Here is a 24,685-nt window from a genome sequence, read left to right on the forward strand (position 1 = left end):
GCGCATCCCAACCAGAGGAAAAGCGAGCCTACAGAAGAACGGCCGGCCGCCAACCCTCGCGTGGCGCATAGGGGTATTGCAATTATGCATATTGAACGGTTCGCCTCACGCATAAATCCGATGCACGCAAGGAGTCGCCGACAGTGCTGCTGCTTGGCCGACAGATCAATCTGGGACGGGCCACGTTTCGGATCGCATGTCATACCCCAATTCTTTGTCATTATCTGCCGGCCAACAGTGCGCATGGAGCCGAGAGACACGTATTGGCATCCGTCATTCAAATCGTTCATATCAAATCAATGGATTTCACTAAATCGCTCTTAAAAAACATAAGGGGCGCTGGCGGCGCCGGCTGCCTCATAAGGAGTATATGCTGTGAAAATCGAAGGTAGTGACAGTTCCGATTTTATTATTGAGGGACCCGACAACGACACAATCGATGCCAAAAAGGGCAAAGACTGGATTGTTGCCGGCCCGGGCGATGACTACGTCAAGGCTGGTGAAGACAATGACAGGGTCGAGTGCGGCCCGGGCCATGACATTGCCTACGGCGGGGGAGGCTTAGACACGCTCATTGGTCACGACGGAGCCGACCTCCTATATAGCGACGGCACCTACGGGCCCCGCGTAATACCACATAGCCAAGAGGGCGATGACTGGCTCGACGGCGGCCCCGGTAAAGATATCCTGGTGGCTGGCGACGGCGCAGATACTTTGATTGGCGGCGAAGATGGCGACGCCTTCGTGTTCCGGTACCACGACCCTATGGTTGGAACAACGCACTGGTATACGACTGTGAAGGATTTCGAGCCGGAGCATGACCGTTTTGTCATGGACGCCGGGGGCTTCGGTGATAGGGATCTGTTTGGCGCGAATTTCATCAACCATTCCAGGGGTTTTCCGGGCGAATTTGTGGACACTTTCTACAAAGGCACGGCCGAAGGCGCGCACGGCGAGCACGTCGTGGTAATCACTGATCGAGGCTTTGCGTCTGGCGCTGCCGCCGCGAACGCTATTGATCACGAAGCCGCCGGTGACATCATCGTCTATCATGATGAGGAAACTGGCGGTGCGACTCTGGCCTATGTCGATTCTGCGAACCACGCGAATGCCTTCGCTCATGCCGATAATTTGGAAGACATGTGGGATCTTAACTCGCTTACGGCAGCAAATTTCGTCTTCATTTAACTCGAAAATCCGAGGAGCGTTCCACCCGTCGGGGCGCTTCTCTTTTCCAAGTGGCGCAGGCTACGGAAAATAGAAACGACGTGATTTTATTGATCGACTGCACCGGGATCTGAACAAAGGTCCAATGGCCGGTCGCGTGGTATCCGACTGTGGGCGTTGTTCGACGGCAAAGACGTGACCCTGGTCGGGAGGATCGTGAGATGCTGGCGGAGGTGGCCCTGCTGCTGAAGATCAGCGTGGTATCAGGAGCTGCGCCTGCGTAGCGTTCCGGCTTCGGCCCGCGAAGCAATTTCGATCCTACTGAAAGTCCGCGTTGAAGGCCTTTCAATAGGACGACTTCCGTTTTATGGCTGCATGTCTAGGGGATCCCACGCGGCCACAGGTCCTTTTGTGGCGGCGCTTCTTTCGTTGAGTAGGCCCTTGCTCCGGCATTGGCGTTACCAGTACTGTTGTCAACGTGCTGGGGTTGGCAATAGGCTTCGGTGATCTGCTTGGCCGAAATTGGAGCAATTGCCGTTTACCTCAACAACCATTCACGTTGCACAAGTCTAATCAACTCGCTGGCAACGCTTTCCAAGATTTTACGCATCATGCCAGTCTGCCGTCCTTGCCGGCGGCGCACCTCTAGTCAACCGAGAGGAAGTGACAGGCGATTGCGCAGGGGCCGGATCGTCGGGAAAAGCAAGATGCTCAACGCAAAAGAGCGCGTTAGCCCATGGCGGCGCTGTTCAGAAAGCAGGCAATTGGCGCCGGCTGGACGATGTCAAATCCCTTTAGGTCTGTCTTTCGGGTCAAACTGAATGAGCGTGATCCAGTTGGCAGTGAGTGCCGGTCGGTTCTCGTTCTCGATCTCGACCGTCACCTCGTAGGTGGTCACCAGCATGCTTGCGCCGCGAAATTGACATTCAGAGAGAACGAAGCGACCGCGCACACGGCTGCCGGCTTTAACCGGTGACATGAAACGCACCCGGTCGAAGCCGTAGTTAAGGCCCATGGTCTGCTCGCGGATCCTTGGCATGCCGCTGAAGTTCATCGCCGACAGAAGCGAGAGTGTCAAGAAGCCATGAGCGATAGTGCCACCAAACGGGCTTTCGACTGCCGCGCGTTCCGGGTGCACGTGGATGAATTGATGATCGTGTGTCGCATCGGCAAATAGATCGATTGTGGCTTGATCGACGGTGATCCATTCGGATTTACCGAGTTCCTCGCCAATTCGCGACGGCACGTCGGCGAGCGAAAGTTCGTGCATACGACCTCACTTATTTTGATGTCTGATCATGTCGTGGATTTTCTCGGAGGCGAGTTGCGATCTATTCAATCGTCACAATCATTCGACTGTGACTGATTTAGCTAGATTCCGCGGCTGGTCGACATCTCTCCCCATGACGACCGCCGTTTGATACGCAAGAAGTTGAAGCGGCAGTGAAAAGATCATCGGCGCGATAATCTCATCAACATTAGGTAGCACGATAGTGTGCATGGTGGGGAGTTTCGAGATCGACGCTCCCATTTCGTCGGTGATCAGGATGATGCGGCCGCCGCGTGCGGCCACTTCCTGGATATTGGAGGCGGTCTTATCGAAGAATCGGTCATGTGGCGCGACGACGATGACGGGCATGTTTTGATCGATCAGGGCGATCGGACCGTGTTTTAGTTCACCTGCCGCATAGCCTTCAGCATGAATATAGGAAACCTCCTTGAGCTTCAGCGCACCTTCCATCGCCAATGGAAAACTCGTGCCGCGCCCGAGATAGATCACGTCACGGGAATTCGACAATTCCCGCGACAGGTGCTCGATCTTCGGCTTGATGTCGTTCAGCACCTGTCGCATAAGCCTCGGCAACGCAACCAGACTTTTGACGAGCCCCTGTTCCTCATCGTTCGTAATTGTGCCTCGCGCCTTGCCTGCGCCGATGGCTAGCGCAGCGAGAACAGCAAGCTGGCAAGTGAATGCTTTGGTAGAAGCAACGCCGATCTCCGGCCCGGCGAGGATCGGAAAGATGGCATCTGCCTCGCGGGCAATAGTTGATTCTCGGGTATTGACGACAGCGCCTATTCTCAGACCTTGTGCTTTGCAATACCGCAGCGATGCAAGCGTGTCAGCCGTCTCACCAGATTGAGAGATGAAGAGCGCTGCCGACCGCGGCGACAGCGGGATTTCGCGATAGCGGAATTCAGAGGCGACATCAATTTCAACCATTAGGCGTGCATAGCGCTCGAACCAATATTTGCCAATTAGGCCAGCCAAATATGCAGTGCCGCAGGCAGAGATTGCGAGGCTCTCAACCGTGGCAAAACCGATGTCGGTTGAAATGGTTGTGAGATCGTTATCGTTGGCATTGATGTAGTAAGCGAGAGCACGGGCGATGGCCTCCGGTTGCTCGTAGATCTCCTTCTCCATGAAATGCCGGTGATCGCCCTTGCCGATTAGATCGGCGGTAGCAATCGAGATTTGCCGCGGGCGTGTAACGACTTTGCCTTCGGTATCGAATACTTGGACACCTGTTTCGCCTAAAACAGCCCAATCGCCATCGTTCAAATAAGTGATGTCATTGGTGAACGGAGCAAGAGCGATTGCGTCCGAGCCTAGAAACATCTCACCATCGCCATGGCCTATCACCAATGGTGGTCCATTGCGCGCCACCATAATCGTTGCGGGATCGTCCTCAAACAGAATGGCAAGAGCGAATGCGCCCTTGACGCACTTCAGCATTGCATGCATCGCCTCAAGGCGTCCCATGCCATCCCGACGGAATTTTGTCAGGAGATGTGCAATCACCTCGGTGTCCGTATCGGTCGTAAACTTGGCCCCTACCTCCGCCAATCCGTCCTTTAGCTCGGAGAAATTTTCGATGATGCCGTTATGAACAACGGCCACGCCATCGGCAAAGTGCGGGTGAGCATTGCATTCTGTCGGTGCGCCATGGGTCGCCCAGCGTGTGTGGGCGATGCCGACGTTGCCGCTCAGGGGCTCTTTTTTCAATCTCGCTTTAAGGTTCACAAGCTTGCCTTCGGTGCGCCGTCGGTGCAATTCTCCCTCGAAGATCGTAGCAATGCCGGCTGAATCGTAGCCGCGGTATTCCAGCCGTTCCAAGCCTTCTACCAGCCGCTCTGACACGGGCTTTCGTCCAACTATACCAACAATCCCACACATGCTCGTCACCCATATCCCTAGAGCCTCCGACCGGTGATCAGGAAGGCGGACGCCGCTCGGTGCGTGTCCTCCAGCGCGTGCTAATAAATCTGAACAGATTAGTAAAATTGATTGTAGCGATAGCTATCATCCACACGATGGATTGCAATGCACTCAGCAAGGGTCGACCAAGCTGTACGTGGCGAGATACCTTCTGCAAAGGGTCGACAGATAGGCTACGCTCGGATGATGGGCGCCTCCCTCTGACAAAGAGGTTCTTGCCTATAGCGCAGATCCAGCAGCTCCTCGAAAACGCCGGTTTTTCTAGATTCGACAAGCTGGTTTTGGTGACCGATGGGAAGGAGCCTTCATCATGGGGACGAATGCAGGCGATTTTCGAACGGTCCCGCCGGAAAGATCATATGGCCGACTGTGTCGGCAGTACATGGACTTACCCCGACGCCTACTTCTGTGATTGCGGCAAGCGTCCACCAACTCTGACCCGAGCTGGATTTCCCACGGCCGTACTTCCCGCAGGAACATCTCGCGTGACCACGCTACCAGCGCCAATGACAGCGTGATCGCCGATCGTCACACCCGGGAGAATGATTGCTCCACCGCCAATCCAGGCGTGCCTGCCAATGGTGACAGGTCGTCCCAACTGCAGTCCAGCCTGGCGCTGCTCTGGATCATGTGGATGGTCCGCAGTGTAAATCTGCACAGCAGGCCCAATTGCCGTTCCGTCACCGATAGTTACCCCTGCCACGTCAAGAATGACGCAACTGAAATTGATGTAGACCCAAGCTCCGAGACGAATGTTGAACCCGTAATCGCAGTGGAACGGAGGACGAATAACCGCTCCAGCCCCGACCGCTCCCAATCGTTCTAACAGGAGCGCGTGCCACCGCTCGGCGGGGTCGCCCAGCGTGTCATTGTACCGCTTCAGCCAAGCCCCAGTGAGCATCAGCTCGGCTTGGATCTCGGGGTCTGCTGCGTTGTACATTTCGCCTGCTAGCATCTTTTCTTTTTCACTGCGTGTCATTGTTTCTTCTCAGATCTTGTTCGTGGAGTCGTCGATCGTTACCGCATGCTCCAGTTCACCTACCGGTTGGGAGTGCTCACGGAGGAGTTAGAGCAGTCTTCCTCTTTTGGCGCTTGGTTCGAAGGCCCTCTGCACAAGCAAGGCAAATCCTGCGGAGGGGAAGATGGCTGGCGGCCTTTGCGTTTCAATTGCTCCGGGGAGGGGCACAATCCGAGATCCTCTTGGCAGATTCTGAACATGGCGGCAAGCGCATAGACCGGCCAAGGCGGAAGGATGTCCAAGAGGTCCGTACAATGTTCCGTGAGTTGGGCTTTACACATGCAGGTGCCAAGCTTCCCGAAGCTTTTGTTCTCTTCCGACTCAATAGGGTCGTCCATCGTATCCATCGGCGCCCGACCCGCTCGCTCAATTTCATTTAATCTCCATGCCCTTATGCTTTCTGCCATCACTGCAGTCTTGCGGTTTCGTAATTGCTATTTGCCTCCTCCGCCGCGCTTCCTACGACCCCTCAGCACTGTTGCGTCGCTCACTGATGGTTCAGCTATGCCTCTCCGACAGCTCGCTCCGAAATCGCATGCACGAAGCCGCCTGGAACAATATTTCGCGCATCCAGATATTTCCAGGATCCGTGTTGTGAAAGGCAGGCCATTGGACAGCTTCGGTGAATGCCGGAAGTGGCAGGGGGAGCTTGACAATCCGAAGAGATAGCGTTTCAGCGAAATGTTTGGCCAGCCTCAACGGTATGCTCGATATACGGTTGGTTCCCAAAAGTAACGGCGGGATCAAGTTAAAGCCGGGTACGACGATTTCGATACGTCTCTTCAGGCCGTGCTCGTGCAATAACCATTCTTCGATCGAGGGCGTACGCGTACTTCCGAACGTAGCTGAAATATGCCCCATCGACATGTATTGCTCCAGGGAAAACGTTCCCATTAGTTGCTTGTTCGTAGGGCAACCTACACATGCCAGCGTCTCGTCGAACAGCTTCGCTTTGGGGTGTGCATCGCACATGAACAGTTCCGGAAGAATCAGAAAATCGACGTCACCGAATTGGAGACTTTTACCTGGATCCTCATTGAGGGACAGCAATTCAAAGCTCACGCCGGGAGCCTCCCGTGCAACGCGCGCTACAACCTTTTCAAAAAACACGAGCGTGATGAAGTCGGAAAGAACGATCCTGAAGCGACGGTTCGACTTCGCTGGCTCGAACGGCGCCGAAGAAACGATGGAGGCTTGGATGTGCAGCAGGGCATCGCGGACCGCGGAGGCGAGCGCATCAGCCCGTGGCGTTGGAATAAGTTCACGCCCTTGCATTACGAACAACTCGTCTTTGAAATAAGCGCGGAGCCGGGCTATGGCCGCGCTCATGGCAGACTGGCTGAGATTAATGCTGAGTGCTGCAGCTGTAACGCTTCGTTCTGTCATCACAGCGTCGAGCGCTACAAGAAGATTGAGATCAAGACCCTTAAAACGCATGTCCGGATGGATCCGTTATGCGGATAAATGCTATCCAAACAAATTTAGCCAATACCGCAGAAACGACGATGCAAGGGTTGCGGCGATGATATCGTTCAAATGAAAACACAATCCCCCCGTAGATCCCACAACTGCGCCTGAGACTGAGATCAGCTTGGTGACCCGATGTTTCAGCCGCATCGGGATTTGAAGTTCCTTTGCTTCTTTGGAAGGACCGATTACAAAATGACGCTAGAGGCGCACTTGATCGTCCAAGATCATCCCACCTAGGAAAAGAGAATGGCAGCGCCCTTCGCTCGGCAAGCTCCCGGGTTTCAAAAAGCATATTTTCGATCTCCTCGTATCACGCGGATTGATGGATTTTTATTCGCCGAGAAATGGGAAAGCTTGCTCCGAAGTTTTTGGTGTGCAATGCTTCTGGCCTCGGAAAATCTAGCGTTTACTACTCCCCGGACGGCTCACCTGACGTTCTCCGCCTAAAAGGCTCAGCTCAGGCACTTGTCGAAGACCATACCGCCAGTGATGCGAACGGATTTGTGCTCTAATTCTCAAGTACATCGTTGGTGCTCTCCGGCGTTCAAATCAGGGCATGGACAATACTAGTGTCCGTCCGGGAACGGGGCTCATGCTAAATCGACATGCAGTCATGCGCTCTCGGTATGGTCGGAATCCATGCTACGAGGTCGGCTGCAAGGAATCGTTTTAGCGCCTGCTCTACTGAGGCTTCGAGCTATCGAAAAATCTGGTTGAGGCCAAAGATGGGCGCGTCTGTATAGATTGATGCCAGTTAGAGAGCGCCGGGTATTTTTCTCGCCAACCGAGCTTTGGAAACCGAAAGTCAGCGTATTCAGCAACGATAGCCAGTGTAATTGACGACAGGCCAAAAGGCTGTTGTGCAAGTCCCTCGACTGTCGCCTCCAGATTTGTCCATATCTTGCTTGCCTTCAGATTGAAGGCGTTGATGAGGGCAATCTGTTTGGTATCCTTGAGAGATTCGATACGCCATTGCACCAACAGGTCGAGAAACCCATTGCACAGCGCGTGCAGCCGAAGCTCTTCAATTCGCCGCTCCGGCGAGGACGGAATGAGTTTAGCGCCGCCGGCCAGATGATCGAGGTACTCGATGATGACCAGGCTATCGTAGAGCACGGTCCCGTCATCGAGAACGAGTGTTGGGAGCTGCCCAAGCGGGTTGTATGGCAATAAAGCCGGGTCGGGCTTACTCGGCGCCACGCGGGTTTGGATCGTTTCCAACCTGTCGCTCAGTCCGAGTTCATGTGCACTTACGACGACTTTTCTTACGAATGGTGATGTCGATGACCAATATAGTTTCATGAAGAAAAGCTCCTTGGCTATTAATCTGGAACATTGATTGATGCTCGCCTGTGACCAACTTGTTGCCCTTGGTGAACAGCTTGCGATCACCCCAAAGCGCGGGTTATCGGATCGATCGTCAAAAGCATCTTCGCTCGCGCGCCATCGGTTCGATAGAATTGGGAAGCCGTGGGCATATGAAAGCTCCGCCGCCCTCTTCAATGACGTCGCAATCATCCAAATCCAGGCGCGTAAACGTCCTATCGCGGGGGAGTTGGGGTGCTATGATCCTAAGTCGTCGGCTTACAGCAAACAAACTTACAGGGAACGAAGCCGCCGGTTTGGAGAGGATCTAACATGCGTGTGCCAGCAAAATACATAATTTCTGCGGTCATGAGTGCGTCACTTATGGCGGTCAGCAATGGAGTGGAAGCCAAGCAAAAGGTGAAGATCGCGTGGGTGGGGCCGTTGACCGGCGCCCTGTCGGCCTACGGCTTAGGCGGCCGGAATTCCGCGGAACTAGCAATTCAAGTCATGAACGCGAATTCAGGGGCTAACTACGAGTATGAGCTCGTGCCGCTCGACGATGAATGTAAACCGAACGTCGGGGTCCAGGTTGTGACCAAGGCGGCGGTTGATCGATCGATTATTGCGGCAATACCATTCTACTGCTCTTCAACTGCGATGGCTGCCATTGATATTTTCAACCGTTACAAGCTGCCGATGGTTGTATGGGCCGCCGTGCTTCCCGACATCACCTATGGCAATGATTATCCCGAGGTCAATCGCGTCACTGGTGCGCTGACTGGTCAGAACAAGGTCGGCGCAAAGTTCATGAAGGATGAGGGGTATAAAACCTTCGTCTCCTTTGCTGACTCGACCGACTTTGGCAAATCGAACACGAAATACTTCAGCCTCTATACGGGTGAGGAAGGCGGCCAGATCCTTTCATCGTTCAGCGTTCCGCCGGATCAGCAGGATCTTTCAGCTGAGCTCACAAAAGTCAAAGAACTGAACCCTGAAGTGGTTTACTTCGGGGGGCTGGTGCCGCTTGGCGCCAGACTTAGAACACAAATGGAGAAGTTGGGGATCAAGGCGCAGTTTGAAGGAAATTCTGCGATCATGGGCGATGCCTATATCAATGCGGTAGGACCCGACTTGGCAGAAGGCACCATTGCGTTCTACGACAGCCCTCCCCTATCGCAGACGGCCGGCGGCAGGTTCTTTTTAGAGAAATACCAGGCATCCGGCTTCAAGGAAGCACCCGAGGCCTACGGCCATTTCTCCTACGCTGCGACAATGCTTGTTCTGGAGGCGATCGAGAAGGTCGGACCGACAAGAGCTGCCGTGACCGCAGAGCTCGGCAAGACAAAAGATCGCCCCTCCATCGTCGGACCGATCACCTTCGACGATCATGGTCAAAACGTAACGCTTCAAACCACCAAATACGTCGTTCAGGACGGGAAATGGATCGTTTGGGAAGACAGCGAATATGCGAGCGGAAAGCGTAAATTGAAGCAGCAGTAATGTCGGTGGCCCTACTATGTGCCCCTCGCTAATTTCCATCGCGTGAGCCTGACAGGAGGATAGTATGGCCACTTGGATCCAACATATAATAAACGGCCTCATGCAAGGCACCGTCTACGGGCTTGTGGCGATGGGATTCACGATCTTTTTCGGTGTTATGAACGTAATTAAGTTCTCACATGGGGATGTCTTTACGTTTGGCGCATTCGGAGGCCTGGTTGCGGTATGGTTCGCCCAGGCACTCGGATTGCCGATTTGGAGCCAACTCCTGTTCGGCTTCATAATTGCAATCTTGTTGGCCAGCACGTTGGGAGCTTTGATCTCCAGGGTGCTAATTCTTCCGCTGCGCGGCGCGCCGCCTCTCAACATGCTTCTGATGACCATGATGGTGGGAACAGCGATACGCGAATGCATTCGTTTGTTCTTTCCCAACGGGTCCAATCCGCAACGGTTCCCTTCGTTGTTGCCGGAGGGAGGGTATGAGTTTCTCGGCGCTTATATGAGATTGGACGGGATGCTGTTGATAGGTGGCGGGGTGGGATCAATCGCACTCGTCTATCTGATTATCAACAAAACGCGGTTCGGGTTGGCGATGCGTGCTGTAGCCGAAGACTCCGAGACCGCCAGCATGATGGGAATTAATTTTGAACGTATTGTGCCCCTTACCTTCGCGCTTGGATCCATGACTGCGGGTTTTGCCGGCATCATGTACGGATTATACTACAGCGAAGTAAGCTACAACATGGGATTGTTGCTGGCTGTCATAGGTTTCTCAGCTGCAATTATAGGGGGTCTGGGAAACATTTGGGGAGCTATACTCGGAGGATATCTCTTTGCTGCTTTGCAGACTTTAGTTGTCGCGGCGACGCCATCTCTGAGTGAATACAAGAACGTCATAGGATTCGCGATAATGATCATGCTAATTACGTGGAGGCCTACCGGACTATTGGCTGAACGTACCAGCGAGCGAGTATAGCCGATGTATATGTTGGGTACGAAACCGAGACGAATTGCAGCTCTGCTGGTTACATTAATTGCGGCGACTGTAGCTTTGTCGGCAATCATTGAGATAACAGAAGAAACACTCTTCATTATTGTGTTGCTCGTCATTATCGCCGGGGCATGGCTTGCGCATCGCGCAGGACTACTGGCTGCGGCCGAATTTGCAGCGAAGGAAAAGCCAAATTTCCTGCGTGTTGGTCTCCTGGTGTCGGCAATGGTTTTGTTATTCGCCTTGCGGGAAGATATCTTCGGCTTGCTGATGCTTGCGACGGTCCTCATCTACGTCCTCGCTTGTTTCGGCCTGACAATCCAGATGGGGTTCGCTGGATTGACGAATTTCGGGGCCGCCGCATTTATGGGGGCAGGCGGTTACACGGTGGCAATGCTTGGTCGCTTCGGCGAGGTGCCCGGCCTGATATCCCTGATTTGCGCAGGCGCAGTCTCCGTCGTGATTGGGCTTGTTTTGCTGGCCCCGGTTCTTCGAACCCGAGGACACTATGCTGCGCTGACGACACTGGCGTTCAGTGTGATGTTCACGGTTTATGTCGAGGCAAGTGATGTGCTCGGAGGGCCGCAGGGGATTAAGGTTCCAGGACTGGTGCTCTTCGGCTGGGATTTCAGCCAAGACATTCTCTTGGGCGGTTATACCTTCAACTCATTCACAAACTATGTGATCCTGACAGGAGGCCTGGTCGGACTATCAGGGCTGCTCCTCGGATTGATGAACCGATCCTGGATCGGCGTGTGGCTGGACGTGGTTCGGCTGGATGAAACCGCAGCCTCGATCTTTGGTTTGCGTGTCTGGTATTGGAAGCTTTTCGCCTTCACCCTCGGTAATTTCCTGCTCGGACTTGCAGGCGCGATCTATGCGCAAATGACCGCCTTTATCGCGCCGGCGAATTTTCAGCTGGGGGATAGTCTGGCCATTGTGTCCATTCTCATTCTAGGAGGAATTGGGAACATATGGGGCATCCTTCCCGCGACGCTTCTGGTCGTGCTCCTACCTGAGAAGCTTCAGATTGTTCAGGAGTATCGGTTCCTCATCTTCGCCTTGGTCGTGATGGTCGTCCTTATCGTTCGCCCCTCTGGGCTGTTGCCCCGACGACTGCGACGCTTGCAGGAAGGTGCCGCATCATGAAAGATACCATACTTGCAACACGTGGCTTGACCGTTCGTTTTGGAGGCTTGTTGGCACTGAACGAACTCGACGTCTCCATCTCAAGGGGGGATGTGATTGGTCTTATCGGCCCTAATGGGTCAGGAAAAACCACGTTCTTTAACACGATCAGCGGCCTGGTCCCGTCAAGCTCCGGATCAATTACCTTCGAAGGGTCTGACACCACGAAAGTGAAGGTTGACCAGCTCGCGCCGCGCGGCTTGGCTCGGACCTTTCAGCGCTCGCGGCTTTGCCTCCCACTCTCGGTCTTCGACAATATCGCCATGGGAGCGCAAGGACGCATCTCCAGCACGGTGTGGCACAACATTGTGCGAAGATCTGCTTTCCACGCCGAACTTCGCCAACTCACGCAAGAGGTTGAGGATTTGCTCTCCAAATTCGATCACGGCCTGGCGAAGAAAGTGTTTGAACCGGCTGAAACACTCGGCATGATCGATCGCAGACGGGTTGAGATTTGCCGAGCCCTTCTTGGAAAGCCCTCTCTGCTTCTTCTGGACGAACCATCTGCAGGAATGACGCACGACGAAACGAACCAGCTTATGGATGAAATCCTGGAGATAAGACCAAAATTCGGAAACCCGACAATCGTGATTGTCGAGCATGAGATGGGTCTCATCGAGCGCGTCACCGACCACTGCATCGTTTTGAATTATGGCCAGAAGATTTGCGAGGGAAAGTTCAAAGAAGTGGCAGCCGATCCCGCAGTCCGTCGCGCATATTTGGGGCAATCATGAATCCGATTCTTACAGTTCGCGGAATTCACACCGCCTATGACACCGTCGACGTTCTGACAGGGGTCGATATCGATGTTATGCCGGGACAGATAACCTGCATTCTCGGTGTAAACGGGGCGGGAAAGTCGACCTTGATCCGATCGATTCTGAGGCTCACACCGCCAAGAACCGGTACGGTCACTTTCAACGGAAACAAACTCGACGGTTTGAAGACCCACGAGATTGCCCGTCTCGGTATTGGCTGTATCCCCGAAGGCCGCCGGATCTTCGCTCGCATGACCGTCGAAGACAATCTACAAGTCGGCGCCTACAATGAGCGATCCAGCGCCAAAATCCGCTCGCGTTTAGAACGGGTGTTTCAGATTTTTCCGCGGCTGAAAGAACGCGAAAAGCAGATTGCCGGAACACTCTCAGGCGGCGAGCAGGCAATGGTGTCGATCGGACGTGGGCTCATGACCGACCCTCGTATGCTCATCATCGACGAGCCGTCGCTCGGTCTCTCGCCGCTGTTTGTCCAGGAAAACTTCAATGTCATTCGCGACATCGCAAAAGCAGGCGTCACCGTGCTCCTGGTCGAGCAAAACGTCAACCAGACGCTGGCCATCGCCGACTATGGATATGTCCTGCTCCAAGGCCATGTCATCGTCAAAGGGTCAGCAGAATACCTGAGGTCAAGTCCCGAGGTTCACCGCGCTTACTTCGGAGGCTAAAGCGCCAATCGATCACAGCCATCGCTGTGCGCCGAAAAACATGCGGCGGCAATCGATCCGAAGGTGTTGTCCGACTTGACGTCAACATTCGCCGAGGGCCGCAAGACGTCAGCTACGGTCGTGCACCGAGCTGATCCCAAAAGGCTACGAGGCCGACGATGCAATGCCATGGTCTGTCGTGCACCACGTGTCAAGGACCAAGCGACGCCATCCTCCGAATCCATTCCAATCGGTGAACCACGCGGCGCCGATCGCTTCAATTCCAACGGCCAATGCGGCCAATAACGGGGTGTTTGATGTCTCACGAAACCTCCCTAAAACGCGCCATGGAATACGTCGACAAGGGTGCGTTGACACGCGATCTCGCGAGGCTGGTTGCCCGGCCCTCCGTCAGTCAGAGTGAGGGAGAACCGGAACACCTAAGGGCGTATCTTACTGAAGATATAGGGCCCCTGCTAAACCGCTACGGCTTTGCGACCGACATCTACGAAAACCCGCTCCCCGGGGGCGCGCCTTTGCTCGTTGCAAGCTACTTTGAGAAGGACAGCTTGCCGACGCTGCTCATGTATGGACATGGCGATGTGTGCAACGGTGAGCAGCATCGTTGGCGCGACGGCTTGCGGCCTTTTGAACTGGTTCAGGAGGGGGATCGGCTGTATGGCCGGGGAACGGCTGATAACAAAATCCAACATCTGATAAATGTGGCCGCTTTGGGTCTTCTTCTTGAAGAACATGGCAAGCTTGGCTTTAATGTCAAGTTCCTCTTGGAAATGGGAGAGGAGAAGGGCTCTTGTGGCCTGCGCGAGTTTGTGACCGCCAAGCGGCACGAACTCGCTGCTGATGTCTTCATTGCTTCAGACGGGCCCCGTCATGCACCCGCAACTCCAACTATCTTCTTGGGATCCAGAGGGGCCATCACATTTGAGATGGTCGTACGACTGCGGGATAGCGATTGTCATTCGGGCAACTTCGGTGGTCTCCTGGCTGATCCCGCAATCATCCTTGGCCACGCTATAGCAAGCATTACTGACGCGCGAGGGCAAGTTCGGATTCCGGAGTGGCTACCAAATAGTCTCACAGATGATATCCGTGAAGCGCTCGCAGATCTTCCGCATCCGTTGAACGATCCTGATTGGGGCGAGCCTGATCTTACGCCGCCAGAGCGAGTTTATGGCTGGAACTCGTTCTCGATCCTTGCGACCTCCTCCGGATCTATCGACGCTCCGCAATCAGCTATCTCTGGTACGGCCAGGGCCATCGGACAGTTGCGTTTCGTTGTGGGCACCGACATGGAAGACATCTTGCCCTCGTTGAGGCGACACCTTGATGCCCATGGCTTCCGAATGGTCAAGATTTCCCAGATTGGCGAATCGTTCAAGGCCACTCGGCTTTCCCCTGGTCATCCCTGGGTGCATTTCGTTTTTGACTCGATTGAGAAAACGATCCAAAAGCGCGCCCACGTCCTGCCAAATCTGGGAGGCTCGCTGCCGAACGACATCTTTGCCGACGTACTCGGATTGCCCACAATCTGGATACCTCATTCCTACGCCAATTGTGGGCAACATGGACCCGACGAACACGCCTTGCTTTCTGTCGCTCGCGAAGGAATCAAGATAATGACCGGTATTTTTCTCGACATCGGCGAATGTGCGTCGGGTCGCACGTTTTGCTGAATCTGCTGCGAGACTGTTAATCCCCGGAAGAGCGTAACCGCCGGCGCGATAGTCCAGCGTGGCGCCTCCAACTATTCTCGCGGCGGCAATTGCGCTCGTCGAATGTGCACGAACAGTGGCTGACTCGCTACCTCATCCGAGAGACCGAATTCTCGGGAATACCTTTCGCCTCCCAAGGCAGCGTGGCTGTCGTTGAACTTGTTTCGACGGCAGCCACGTCTTGTGGCCATGGACCGCCTGTATCGCGAGGATAAAAGCACCAATGTTTCCCGAGCGAGTGCCGTGTCTGTCGCGCTGAGAATGCCGTTCGTTTTTGCTTGCGCTGTGTCGGTGTAAGCGACAAGCCAACCCCATCTGGCGTCGGTAGCGTTGGCCGCTGTATTGCGGACAGACGATTCACAAACTGTGAGCTTCTATGTCTGCGCCTAGCTCTGTTGGGGTGGACGGCTCCCAACGGCATCGCAGTGTGCCAGAATGAGTTCGTTTAAAGCTCAATCGATGGCGTGAATGCAGCCGAGCAACCAAACCTGCGCAAGAAGCTTTCGCGCAGAGAAATGGTGAAGTTTTTTGAGAGTGCGCCGCAGACTACGATCGCGCTGGAAGCCTGTGGTGGATCTCATCATTGGGCTAGGCTGTTAAGTTCATTTGGACATGAGGTGAAGTGGCACCGTAACGTTAACCGAGCAGCGATCAAAATGTGGGATCTGGCGGTATGACCAGATTCGCCCGTGATCCTCTTTATCGTCGCCACCGATTTCCAGCCGACCTGATTGCCCATGCCGTTTGGCTCTATTTCCGGTTTCCACTCAGTCTGCGAATGGTCGAGGATATGCTGGCAGCCCGTGGCGTCATCGTCTCTCACCAGACCGTGAGGCTCTGGGCGGAGAAGTTCGGCAGGCATTTCGCCAATAATATCCGGAAGCGATCAGCCGGCAGGCTCGGCGATAAATGGCACCTCGATGAGGTTGTCATCACGATCGCCGGCAAGAAACACTGGCTTTGGCGCGCCGTCGATCAGGCCGGTTTTGTTCTCGACGTCTTGGTGCAGAGCCGCCGCAATACCAAAGCTGCAAAACGTTTGATGCGAAAGCTACTGAAAGGACAAGGCCGTTCGCCACGTGTGATGATCACCGACAGGCTTCGATCCTACGGTGCGGCGAAGCGGGAAATCATGCCCGATGTCGAACATCGCTCGCACAAGGGCCTGAACAATCGGGCAGAAAACTCCCATCAGCCTATCCGAAGGCGTGAGAGGATCATGAAACGCTTCAAATCAGCAAGGCACCTTCAACGCTTCGTCTCCATCCACGACCCGATAGCCAATCTCTTTTACATTCCCCGCCACGACATTCCGTCCACCCACCATCGTGAACTGCGAGCCGCAGCCTGGGATGCCTGGCGCCAAATCGCACGCCTTGACGCCGCCTGAACCAAAGCCGTACTTCAAAATATTGTCTTCGTGGAGTTAAGTTTACGGTGCCGCTGCGGCGGTTTCCATCTGGCCAGGCGTGCATCCGACACTATCGCGATCCGATGCGTCGTCTTCGCCGTGACCGACAGATGTGTATGGTTCGCACCATCTGCCGGCATTGACGTAAGATAGCCCCTAAGGGCAAGTCCTATCGTATTTATCCGCGAGAGTAGAGGTAAACGCCAAGCACCAGCAGGCCGAGAAGAGCATTAAGTGCGATCATCCCGTAATCGATGAGCGTCCCGTAGGTAAACGATTGCGTTTGACCTGTGGTCTTCGTTTGCCTTGTATGGACCCTTTGGACGTAGACGTCTTTTAGCCCATACGTGGCAATTTTCGTTAGCACCCATGCCGCATAAATAAAGATCAAAGCGATCACGCCAAATGCCACGAAATAGTTCCCGGGGAGAAAATACAGAGGAACTGCGATCGATATGATGCAGCTGGAGAGGGTAGCGATGACGTTGGCGATCAACAATGCCCCTTTCGAGACCCTTACGATCGCGTCCTTGATACCGTCCTGGATGTCTGCTTTGACTTTTGCCTTAGAGAACTCCTGTGCGCTGAGCTTCGCTTCACGCTCGACGTAAGCGGTGCTTACGCCGGCGAAAATAGCGAGTGCTATCGCTAGCAGAGGAGGCGTTACCGCAAAAAAGAACGTCATGAAGTCCATGATCAATCCTTTACGAGAATCTCTAGGGCCGGAACGACGTCTTCATCATCCCATGTTTTCCAAAAGGCTCGTTTCGAGCGGATCGTGGCGACCTGAATACGGAACTCGTCGAGCGTGAGGCGCGAAACCTGGCACTTTTGCTTGAGGGGATTGTTATGCAGCGAGGTGAAGTCTGCGGCCCATTTGATGGTCGAACCCATCTTTGGGATGAATCTCGCGGCTTTCACGTCAGGAATTTGTGAAATTACTTGGATATCGAATGGGAGGGTTGTGAGATTTTTGATCTCAACATGATACTCCAGCCCTTGGCTCGACTGCGCATCGAGGGCTGAGCTGACAAAGAAGTTCCCGATTTTTCGGCCGCTCGTGATTTTTTCTTGGGTCATACTTGGGTCATAGTGAATTAAGCGGATCGAGCCGCACGATAGGGTTCAGGTTCAATATGGGCGAGTAGGGCTTCTAGGAGGTGACGGCTATATCCAAGGGGGATGTTATGCATGTGGCTGATCGTCATTAGTGACGAAATCTTGTCGCTCAGAATAACAAGATCCGATCGCTCCAGATGAACGCCGGCCATACAGGTCTGCGCAAGCGGATCTTTATTCTGCCAAACGTCAAGCGTGCTAAAATTCTTGCCGCTCCCCTGTCGATATTCCTTTCGCAATGACACGCGCAGGGATTGGACCTCACTGTCGATCAATGCCGACGCTAGGCTTGCTATGAAGTCGGCACTCTCCATGAACTCGCGTTCCACCATACTGGTTGAGGTCACGGCGCAAATCTTGAACGAAGTCGCGGAAAACGCATCGACGATCGATTCAAGTTGTTTCAACTCGAATGCGTCCGATGGCTTACAAGGCCAAAAGACTGTAAATGCAGCCCCTGCGGCCGCTTCCTTCGGCAGATGAACAGTGACTTCGCCCAATCCGTTCTCTCTGTTGACCAGCCATTTCGACCCGTCGGGCATATCCTGTTCTTCAAAGTGAATTTCTTCGCTCGCCAGGCCTTCCGCTTCATAGATCGCCTGGCCGAGCTTCATTGACACTTCCATCAGCGTCTGGGTCTTGGCCTTGATGTCATCGGCATCGGGCTCCGACGCTTCCGACGCCGTCTTCAGCGCGGCGATCGCATCCGAGATCGCGGTGCGGTCGGCCTCGGAAACCTTGTCACCGTAATCCTTCAGCGACTTTTCCGAGGAATGGATCAGGCTTTCAGCCTGGTTCCGGGCTTCGACGGCCTCGCGGCGCTTCTTGTCTTCGGTGGCATGGGCTTCGGCATCCTTCACCATCTTCTCGATGTCGGCGTCGGAAAGACCGCCGGAAGCCTGGATGCGGATCTGCTGTTCCTTGCCGGTGCCCTTGTCCTTAGCCGAAACCTGCACGATGCCGTTGGCGTCGATGTCGAAGGTGACTTCGATCTGCGGCATGCCGCGCGGCGACGGCGGCAGACCAACGAGGTCGAACTGGCCGAGCAGCTTGTTGTCGGCTGCCATTTCACGCTCGCCCTGCGAAACGCGGATGGTCACGGCCTGCTGGTTGTCTTCGGCGGTCGAAAACGTCTGGCTCTTCTTCGTCGGGATCGTCGTGTTGCGTTCGATCAGGCGGGTGAAGACACCACCGAGGGTCTCGATGCCGAGCGACAGCGGCGTCACGTCGAGGAGCAGGACGTCCTTGACGTCGCCCTGCAGAACGCCGGCCTGGATGGCAGCACCAAGCGCCACCACTTCATCCGGGTTGACGCCCTTGTGCGGCTCCTTGCCGAACAGCTGCTTGACGACTTCCTGTACCTTCGGCATGCGGCTCATGCCGCCGACGAGAACCACTTCGTCGATTTCGGCAGCAGTGACGCCGGCATCCTTGAGCGCTGCCTTGCACGGCGCGATCGTGCGCTGGACGAGATCGTCGACCAGGCTCTCGAGCTTGGCGCGGGTCAGCTTCAGCGTCAGATGCTTCGGGCCAGAGGCGTCGGCCGTGATGAACGGCAGGTTGATTTCGGTCTGCTGCGAGGACGAAAGCTCGATCTTCGCCTTTTCCGCAGCTTCCTTGAGGCGCTGCAGGGCAAGCTTGTCGTTCTTCAGATCGATGCCGTTGTCTCTCTTGAACTCGCCGACGAGATATTCGACGAGGCGCATGTCGAAGTCTTCACCGCCGAGGAAGGTATCGCCGTTGGTGGACTTCACTTCGAAGACGCCGTCACCGATCTCGAGGATCGAAATATCGAAAGTGCCACCGCCAAGGTCGTAGACGGCAATCGTCTTGCCTTCTTTCTTGTCGAGACCGTAAGCCAGCGCTGCGGCGGTCGGCTCGTTGATGATGCGCAGAACTTCAAGACCGGCGATGCGGCCGGCATCCTTGGTTGCCTGGCGCTGCGCGTCGTTGAAGTAAGCGGGAACGGTGATGACGGCCTTCTCGACCTTTTCGCCGAGATAGGATTCGGCGGTTTCCTTCATCTTCTGAAGGATCATCGCGGAAATCTGTGCGGGCGAGTAGCCCTTGCCATTGGCTTCGACCCAGGCGTCGCCATTCTCACCCTCGACTATCTCAAAGGGAACTAGGCCCTTGTCCTGTTTAACGACTGGATCATCGTAGCGGCGTCCGATGAGGCGCTTGACCGCGAAGAGGGTGTTCGTGGGGTTCGTGATAGCCTGACGCTTTGCCGGCTGGCCAACCAAGATATCTCCATCAGCGGAAAAAGCGACAACCGACGGCGTGATGCGGCCGCCCTCCGAATTTTCGATCACCCTTGGTTGCCGATCATATATCGCAAGGCAGGAATTCGTTGTCCCCAAGTCAATTCCAATTAGAACAGGCATATCTTGTCCAAATGAGCAAACTGACGAATTGTGAGGGTGAACCGTGTCGCGCTAGAACACAAATAAACCAATGGGTGTAGGAATACTTCAACAGTACTCCAATGGTCAATATTTCAAATGATGGTTGGGGGGAGGGCGCGCTAACCTTATTGAGTGGAGTAACTCTTCTGGTTGGATCGCAGGTTCATATGCTCGAGCGTACAGGGCGATCGAATCGGTCTTGGCAATTGATGAAATCATGAGTGAGGCATACTTGGCGATCCGCGGTAACGGTATCGCAAGATCGAAACAGAGACCAGCGTTAGTCAAACGCATCCGCCAGACGCCTTTTCCAAGAAGGTCTTTGTCGTCGCTACCAAATGTGCCCGAGTTACTCACGGAGCAAGTTCTACGGCGGGTGTGGATCTCAATTCCCGATTTCATTGACGCGCTAAGCTGAAAATCGGATGCACCGCCGTGCGCCAAAATGGCGGGGAGCATGAGCTTCAGTCTAGCGGTCGGCCTAAGAAGACGCGCCCGAGCTTGAATTCGATGCGTCGCACAAGCAACCATCGTCCCTCAGAGATTCGCGATTATCCAAGGCTCTTTACCGGTTAGCAATTCAAAGCCGAAGTTGAAACTCTTAGCTAAAATCGGGGCCTATGATGGCGGCTAACCCCAACCAGCGCAAGGCGTTTTTGACATTTGAAATCTGGAATTGAAAGCGACACCGGCATCGCGCTGGCGCGCCTCGACGAGCGGATCGCCCGTTCCCCGGTCGGCGCGAGCTTTGTCGAACGCGCCCATTTCGCTGACGCCTGCGCCTCTCTCTGGATCGACGGCGAGCTCGTCCATATCGAGGACCTCGTGCTGCATGACGCCACGAAAGACATCCGCACCCCCGCCCACGAACTCACCATCGCCCGCGATGTTTTGCGAACCGCCGGCGCATCGCCTCACAGCCGCCGGCTGGGCGCTGAGCCCCGACGGTCTCCGCAGCCTCCGCGGGCAGACTTCATCTGCGGCGGCGACCGACGCGCCTGGGCCATCGCATGGTGACCATAGCGTCGTCGGGGCGCCGGCATGGAGCCGGATGGCAATGCATCCGGAAGGAGAGAGGGAAGACGGCGAGGAGGGTTCGACGCGAAACACGAATGTGTTCGACGCCGAGTTCGCTACCATCGATGCAGTGCTGGCCAGATCGGATGCGGCCATCGAGGAGGCAAAGCGGCCCGGCCGCGTTGGCGCCCGTGAACGAGACCCGCTGGTCTATGATCTCGACTGGGACGAGGACGAGCGGCTGGAGGAATGGTGAGCGGTGCTGCGGCAGACGGTACTGCAGGCGATTGTTGCCTGGATGCCTGGAACGAACTGGCGGTGCTGCAACATGCGCCCTGGCTCGGCCGGCTGCTCGTCGCCTCGATCCTGCGCCAGGCCGACGTCACCACCGGCGCCCATCTCGCTGCCTTCAATCTCGGCCTCAAAACCGTTCCGGTCGATGGGCGCCGGCATCGCGATCGCGAGACCCGGCAGCTGGCGATCACTCGCGGCCTGGTCGCGCCCGCCGAGATCGGTGCTTGAAATAGCATGATCGGCTCGCGCTCGCGCGAACCCTGTTCGAGCGAAAGCCGGAGGGGCGTCGGACCTCTTCAAAATTGCCGGAACTGCTCGAGCGGGTGATGGCGCGGCCGCTGGTGTCGACCGGCTTGGTGGCCAAAACACTGGACGTCACGCCGCAGGCGGCGCGGCGGATTGTTTTGGAGCTGGGATTGAGAGAGATGACGGGGAGGGCGAGGTTTCGGGCGTGGGGCGTCCTCTAAAAATCACCGGCGCGTCAAAGCGCTTTACGTGGTAATCCGCGGCACTAGATGCTTGAGGCGCTGATCCTCATGGAGTTTCTTTTCCGGTCTCAGACGCAGGATCGCCAGACAACCTTCCGGATCATCCGTTACGCATGAGCGACTTAAGCATATCTAAGACGTAAACGAGATTTTGGGCGAACGCAGGATACGTTGCAGTTCCAACGCCAACTGTGGTGCCCAAGAGAGTATAGGCTCTCTCCAAGAAACCAATAGCTGTGCCGATTAGCCTCTGTTTCGGTGTAGCGGCGGTAGGAGCCAGGCGTTCTTCACTCGACACCTGCGGAAGCGGGACGTCGTTCGGGAGGCTAGCAAGAGACTCTGCTCCTTGCTTCAACTCTTGCATAAACTGTACAACGTCACTTGTAGCCACGCCCGCGTTTTGGGCTGCTTTCGCCATCTCCAATGCGGCCCGAAATGGCTTAATCAGATCCTCTCCTGAGGCTTTGGATTCGTCGACATTAATGCGGGAGATCACCTTTTCACGCTCGGCAATGAACGGAAAGTGTTCAAGGAATAGCAGGTGATATCTGAAAAAATCAGGGAATGCGGCTTGTTTCATTCCAGTGGGAAGCCAGTCGGAGGCGTCAGAATGGCTGTACTCTGCTTCAATGATCGCATGCTGGTTCGTAAGGATGCCGACAATTGGGCGGGCGCCCCGTTTCTCAAGTTCCGTTTTATATGCGATCAATGCGAACGTTAGCCCTTTTGGCGCATTGCCTGGCAATGAGGCCAGAATCACCCCGATCTGTACGGTCTGGATTTCTGGGAAATCTTCTAGGTCGGGGGCATCGTCCGAAGAGTCGATATGAGGGTTCTTCTCGAGGTCGATCTCGCTGGCGCTGTTCAGTTTCGCGGTAGGACTGGCTACCGCTTCGATTTCAATCAGGCTGGCTGTTTGAAGAAGAGGTCCGATATTTGGAAGCGGAACGACAGCAACTTCCTCAGCAGACTGCTCAAACCCGTCGTCTTCAAGCCTATCGATTACTTCGCCAGTAGTTGCGTCATCGAAAAGATCGAGCTGCCTCCGGGAGAGACGTAGCTCTCCGATCACTTCTTCTTCGGAGGGCCATCGATGAGGCTGCATTGCGAGGTCCGCGTGAAACAGCTGACGCGCAAAGCGACGGCAATCCGCGTCATCGTTAGCGAGAATATCGAGCATGGCGTGACGCAACGTCATCCTTTGCGATTGGTCCTGCCACAGGTCCTGATAGCGCTCGTCGATGGATAGTTCCTGAAACCGATTGAAGAGGACAGATTTTGTTCCAGGTTTTCGATCTGCGCCAAAATCATCGGGGCCCAATGCAATGCCATTGGTGTAGAAATTCCATAGGCCGTCATTAGAGATATGCCATAGAGGCTTCCATCCCATCTCCGCCCTACCTTCAAATACCAGGCTGACATAGGCTTTGAATCGGGAAATGATTACCTCCGCGTCCAATTTCTTGGGGTCGAGACGACCCTCATTGCTGAGGTCGATGGTAGCGATCAAACACACAGGTTTGAAAAATCTCGCATCCGGCGCTCGTCTTCGGCGGATCGAGGAGACCAGAGGAGCCCAGGGATCATTTAACATGCTTACGTCCGGCCACTCCGATAGGGGTTTAGGCGAAATACGAGAACGGTATTCTTGCATTCAACGAAAGTAGCCGCAAGGCAGCGGTCCAAACTTGTCAGGCTGCTACTCGGCTATAGGAGCGAGTGAGACAATTGGTTGATGGCGCGTAGGTTGAGTCGGTCTTATACTGTATTCGCTTCTCTTCAGCGGCGGGATGCCGACGCGATTATGGGCACCTTGAAGGTTCCGCCTTCCGACCGTCTGTGGATTTGCGGTGCAGACGCTGATCTGTTTGCTGAATGCTCTTGAGACGGGCACGGCGCTATGGCGTGTTGTCACGATCGAGCCGGATATTGCCGGAGATAAGGTCGATATTCTATGGGCTAATGACAATGATAGCCTTGCCCAACAGGTCAAGTCGTCGAAGAATCAAATTGGTCGCGCGGCTGTTGAAGCCTGGTGCCTTGAACTCAGCCAATCCGGCTCGGCCAACCGATATCAGCTGATGCTTGCAGGGCCAATCGCCGCCGCGGTCTTGGAGGAATCACCCTTTCACGGGGGTCGAGGTGCCGACACCGAGGTCGATGGACACCCTGGCGTTGATCGACCAAGCCGTTACGAAGCTCGACCGCTACCTCTCAGCCAAAGCGTTTCCGCCGATACCGCTTCCGATGCGTGAGGCCATGGTCAGCTTGGTGTCGGCGCGGTTGATCGACGGGTCGATACGGGCGGATAAAGTCTCCAGGGAGGTTTTTGACGGTTGGCTGCAAGAGTGGATATTGATGGCCTATCCGGCAGCCGTGGAACAGAGATTGTCGACCAATTGCGACGTCTTGTGGAGCAGCCTCCAACTTGCCGGGCCACAGAGCCTGGGGAACCAAGCCTACGACATCGTCTTGCCCCTGTCGGTGATCAATGGCGGGCTTTCGGTTGCAGTGGTCGAATGGTTCCTGTTACGGGTGAACGCCAAGGACCGCCAGATGCTCTATCGGCCAGAGATGAGGCTGGCCGCCAACGACGGCTCAGACGACGCTCTACGCCGCGGGGCTGTGCCGTTTGCCGAGTTTGCGGTAAACCCAGGACGAGCCGAGGCCTTGCGGGTTCCGTTTGCACCGATCGAGAGAGCGGGGTTTGACACCGGCCTATGGCCCGACGGCGCGCATGAATTGGAGCTTTGGGTAAAATTCGCAGCCGTGCCAGATCCAAGGAAGGTCAAGACGGCATCCGTTCGCCTTTCGATCGACCATCGGATGGTGCTCGGATCGACGCAAACGCGCACGATCCGCCTCTCGACACTCGACAGCTTCATTGAAACACTTTGAATAGGTTCGATCGGGCGATTCGCATGTAAGTCTCG

General features: G+C 55.2%; 19 protein-coding genes and 2 pseudogenes. 12 read left to right on the forward strand and 9 right to left on the reverse strand.

Features of this window, described 5'->3' with window-relative positions:
* Nucleotides 1-375 precede the first annotated feature (375 nt).
* A complete protein-coding gene (locus U5G49_RS36420) occupies nt 376-1,188 on the forward strand; it encodes a calcium-binding protein (protein WP_193446040.1) in 813 nt (270 codons plus the stop codon).
* Between the two features lie 763 nt (nt 1,189-1,951).
* Here U5G49_RS36420 and U5G49_RS36425 read toward each other — a convergent pair.
* From U5G49_RS36425 to U5G49_RS36445, 5 genes are all read right to left on the reverse strand, one after another.
* Nucleotides 1,952-2,437, reverse strand: coding sequence for a MaoC family dehydratase (locus U5G49_RS36425; RefSeq protein WP_193446039.1), 486 nt, complete (start codon nt 2,435-2,437; stop codon nt 1,952-1,954).
* A 78-nt stretch (nt 2,438-2,515) separates the two neighbouring features.
* Entirely contained in the window at nt 2,516-4,342 is a 1,827-nt protein-coding gene (gene glmS, locus U5G49_RS36430; protein ID WP_193446038.1) for a glutamine--fructose-6-phosphate transaminase (isomerizing), read from the reverse strand.
* A 442-nt stretch (nt 4,343-4,784) separates the two neighbouring features.
* Complete coding sequence (nodL, locus tag U5G49_RS36435; protein ID WP_193446037.1) at nt 4,785-5,363, reverse strand: nodulation O-acetyltransferase NodL; 579 nt, start codon at nt 5,361-5,363, stop codon at nt 4,785-4,787.
* 537 nt (nt 5,364-5,900) lie between these two features.
* The gene (locus U5G49_RS36440) at nt 5,901-6,839 is read right to left on the reverse strand and encodes a LysR family transcriptional regulator (RefSeq protein ID WP_193446036.1); all 939 of its coding nucleotides are present in this window, start codon (nt 6,837-6,839) and stop codon (nt 5,901-5,903) included.
* 714 nt (nt 6,840-7,553) lie between these two features.
* Nucleotides 7,554-8,174, reverse strand: coding sequence for a glutathione S-transferase family protein (locus U5G49_RS36445; RefSeq protein ID WP_193446035.1), 621 nt, complete (start codon nt 8,172-8,174; stop codon nt 7,554-7,556).
* A 336-nt stretch (nt 8,175-8,510) separates the two neighbouring features.
* Here U5G49_RS36445 and U5G49_RS36450 point away from each other — a divergent pair, with 336 nt between their 5' ends.
* The 8 genes and pseudogenes from U5G49_RS36450 to U5G49_RS36485 all read left to right on the forward strand — a co-directional run bounded on the left by U5G49_RS36450 (nt 8,511) and on the right by U5G49_RS36485 (nt 16,405).
* A complete protein-coding gene (locus U5G49_RS36450) occupies nt 8,511-9,680 on the forward strand; it encodes a branched-chain amino acid ABC transporter substrate-binding protein (RefSeq protein ID WP_246289377.1) in 1,170 nt (389 codons plus the stop codon).
* A 64-nt stretch (nt 9,681-9,744) separates the two neighbouring features.
* On the forward strand, nt 9,745-10,656 hold the full coding sequence (locus U5G49_RS36455; protein WP_193446034.1) for a branched-chain amino acid ABC transporter permease: 912 nt from the start codon (nt 9,745-9,747) through the stop codon (nt 10,654-10,656).
* Between the two features lie 3 nt (nt 10,657-10,659).
* Nucleotides 10,660-11,820, forward strand: coding sequence for a branched-chain amino acid ABC transporter permease (locus U5G49_RS36460; RefSeq protein WP_193446033.1), 1,161 nt, complete (start codon nt 10,660-10,662; stop codon nt 11,818-11,820).
* Nucleotides 11,817-12,593: an ABC transporter ATP-binding protein gene (locus tag U5G49_RS36465; RefSeq protein WP_193446032.1), complete on the forward strand. Its 777-nt coding sequence runs from the start codon at nt 11,817-11,819 to the stop codon at nt 12,591-12,593. The genes U5G49_RS36460 and U5G49_RS36465 overlap by 4 nt, the downstream gene beginning before the upstream one ends.
* Nucleotides 12,590-13,303 carry an ABC transporter ATP-binding protein gene (locus tag U5G49_RS36470; RefSeq protein WP_193446031.1) on the forward strand — a complete coding sequence of 238 codons (714 nt, stop codon included), beginning with the start codon at nt 12,590-12,592 and terminating at the stop codon, nt 13,301-13,303. The genes U5G49_RS36465 and U5G49_RS36470 overlap by 4 nt, the downstream gene beginning before the upstream one ends.
* Nucleotides 13,304-13,599: 296 nt before the next feature.
* On the forward strand, nt 13,600-14,976 hold the full coding sequence (locus U5G49_RS36475; protein WP_193446030.1) for a M20 family metallopeptidase: 1,377 nt from the start codon (nt 13,600-13,602) through the stop codon (nt 14,974-14,976).
* A gap of 494 nt (nt 14,977-15,470) precedes the next feature.
* A pseudogene (locus U5G49_RS36480) lies at nt 15,471-15,638 on the forward strand (IS110 family transposase); the annotation flags it as partial.
* Between the two features lie 50 nt (nt 15,639-15,688).
* Nucleotides 15,689-16,405 (forward strand): IS6 family transposase, encoded by a 717-nt coding sequence (locus tag U5G49_RS36485; protein WP_193446029.1) that lies wholly within the window; start codon nt 15,689-15,691, stop codon nt 16,403-16,405.
* A 199-nt stretch (nt 16,406-16,604) separates the two neighbouring features.
* Here U5G49_RS36485 and U5G49_RS36490 read toward each other — a convergent pair whose 3' ends face one another.
* From U5G49_RS36490 to dnaK, 3 genes are read right to left on the reverse strand one after another with little or no spacing between them, the layout of a single operon-like run.
* Nucleotides 16,605-17,120 carry a hypothetical protein gene (locus U5G49_RS36490; protein ID WP_193446028.1) on the reverse strand — a complete coding sequence of 172 codons (516 nt, stop codon included), beginning with the start codon at nt 17,118-17,120 and terminating at the stop codon, nt 16,605-16,607.
* 2 nt (nt 17,121-17,122) lie between these two features.
* Nucleotides 17,123-17,506, reverse strand: coding sequence for a hypothetical protein (locus U5G49_RS36495; RefSeq protein ID WP_193446027.1), 384 nt, complete (start codon nt 17,504-17,506; stop codon nt 17,123-17,125).
* Between the two features lie 17 nt (nt 17,507-17,523).
* The gene (dnaK, locus tag U5G49_RS36500; protein WP_376770335.1) at nt 17,524-19,932 is read right to left on the reverse strand and encodes a molecular chaperone DnaK; all 2,409 of its coding nucleotides are present in this window, start codon (nt 19,930-19,932) and stop codon (nt 17,524-17,526) included.
* Between the two features lie 684 nt (nt 19,933-20,616).
* Here dnaK and U5G49_RS36505 point away from each other — a divergent pair.
* A pseudogene (locus tag U5G49_RS36505) lies at nt 20,617-21,731 on the forward strand (RHE_PE00001 family protein).
* Nucleotides 21,732-21,852: 121 nt separating this feature from the next.
* On the opposite strand, the gene U5G49_RS36510 reads toward U5G49_RS36505, so the two are convergent.
* Nucleotides 21,853-23,346 (reverse strand): hypothetical protein, encoded by a 1,494-nt coding sequence (locus U5G49_RS36510; protein WP_193446026.1) that lies wholly within the window; start codon nt 23,344-23,346, stop codon nt 21,853-21,855.
* Nucleotides 23,347-23,602: 256 nt separating this feature from the next.
* Between U5G49_RS36510 and U5G49_RS36515 the strand changes: the two genes are divergently transcribed.
* Together U5G49_RS36515 and U5G49_RS36520 are read left to right on the forward strand one after the other, a co-directional pair.
* Entirely contained in the window at nt 23,603-24,007 is a 405-nt protein-coding gene (locus U5G49_RS36515; protein WP_193446025.1) for a hypothetical protein, read from the forward strand.
* The gene (locus U5G49_RS36520) at nt 23,928-24,650 is read left to right on the forward strand and encodes a hypothetical protein (protein ID WP_193446024.1); all 723 of its coding nucleotides are present in this window, start codon (nt 23,928-23,930) and stop codon (nt 24,648-24,650) included. The genes U5G49_RS36515 and U5G49_RS36520 overlap by 80 nt, the downstream gene beginning before the upstream one ends.
* The last annotated feature ends 35 nt before the right edge of the window (nt 24,651-24,685 follow it).

The sequence above is a fragment of the Rhizobium indigoferae genome, from assembly GCF_034554815.1.
Taxonomy (GTDB): Bacteria; Pseudomonadota; Alphaproteobacteria; order Rhizobiales; family Rhizobiaceae; genus Rhizobium; species Rhizobium leguminosarum.